At 62.3% G+C, this 1,463-nt stretch carries 1 protein-coding gene; it reads right to left on the minus strand.

Going from position 1 to position 1,463, the window contains the following annotated elements; genetic code table 11:
- Nucleotides 1-34 precede the first annotated feature (34 nt).
- Nucleotides 35-1,408, minus strand: coding sequence for an IS30 family transposase (locus tag GOALK_RS11025; RefSeq protein WP_006358897.1), 1,374 nt, complete (start codon nt 1,406-1,408; stop codon nt 35-37).
- Nucleotides 1,409-1,463 lie beyond the last annotated feature (55 nt).

Consider the following 1,463-nt stretch of genomic DNA (forward strand, 5'->3'; position numbering starts at 1 on the left):
GGCGGATTCTAGGGGTCCTCGCAACACCGGTTGGTTAGACGGGTACAAGTACATCACGCAGACGCTCGGCTGGGGTTCTCCAGTCGAGCGTTTTGCGTGGTCGACTGTTGAGTCGTTGGGCGACGAGTTCGAGGTCTGCGGCAGTGTGCACCGATAAGTCGGTGCCCTTCGGAAAGTATTGGCGCAGCAGCCCATTGGTGTTCTCATTCGAGCCTCGCTGCCAGGGTGAATGCGGGTCGCAGAAGTAGACGGGCACATTGGTGGCGATGCTGACCTGCTTGTGCGCGGCCATCTCACAGCCTTGATCCCAGGTCAACGATCCCCGCAGGTGCTCGGGCAGAGAACCGATCAGCGGGACCAGTACGTCACGGACTGCTTCGGCCGTGTGCTCGCCGGGTAGATGACCGAGGAGCACATAGCGAGTCGAGCGTTCGACCAGCGTCACGATCGCCGATTCCGACCGGCTGCCGACGATGAGGTCACCCTCCCAATGACCGGGCACAGCCCGATCCTCGACCTCGGCCGGCCGATCGGAAATCATCACCATCTCGTCGACGAACCGGGCAGTGCGTCGATCTGGGGACCGGTGAGGTTTGCGGTGGGTACGGCCGGTGCGTAACGCGTCGGCGAGTTCGCGGCGCAACCCGCCCCGGGCTTGGACGTAGATCGCCTGATAGATCGTTTCGGTACTCACTCGCATCGCCTCGTCATCGGGGAACTCGATGATCAAAGTGTGACTGATCTGTTCGGGAGACCATTGCACGGCGAGTTTGTCCGAAACGTAATCCCGCAACGGTCCACCGACCGCCAGCTTGGAGTCTTTTGGTCGTAAACGCGAACTCGCCCAGTTCCTTTGGGCCCGATGAGGGCGATACACCCCAGAAACGGAATAGGCGTCAATTTCTCGTTTGATCGTCGACGCCGCCCGACCCAGTTGCCGACCGATCTCCCGCAGCGAGTCGCCGGCCCGACGCATGTCGGCGATCTGTTCCCGCTCGGACAAGGTCAGAAACCGAGGATGCAATGGGGCTTCGATCCGGGCCAGCGACGGTCGCGAGTCAACAGTGGTCACACCAGTCTTGTAGTCGACGCGACGGCCATCAGGATGCAGGCGCGCGTTGCCGATCTTGCGGATCCCGCTATCCCAGTCCCGTGCGGTGCGGATGTGCACTCCGACTTGCTTGGCAGCCTCACGGCGGCAGACACCGGCAGCGCGCAGTGCGTCATAGCGGGCGCGCCCTGGATGCCCCGAAGTACCCCGTTTGCCGCGACCGCGTAAACCGGCTCGACGAACCCACCCATAGGCCGTCGCACCGTTGACTCCCACACTGCGCGCCGCTGCTGTCACGTTGCCGTATTCACGGTCCAACGCCTCGAAAAACAGCTCCTTCAACTCCGCAGAAACCATGATCCCCGCAACTCCCTGATAGCCAGGGTGTTGCGGGGATCACTAGAACCCAAGG

Origin of the sequence: Gordonia alkanivorans NBRC 16433, from assembly GCF_000225505.1 — a bacterium.
GTDB lineage: Bacteria > Actinomycetota > Actinomycetes > Mycobacteriales > Mycobacteriaceae > Gordonia > Gordonia alkanivorans.

Coding starts and splice junctions, on each gene's coding strand:
- GOALK_RS11025 (WP_006358897.1), bottom strand. CDS start 1,408: ATGGTTTCTGCGGAGTTGAAGGAGCTGTTTTTCGAGGCGTTGGACCGT.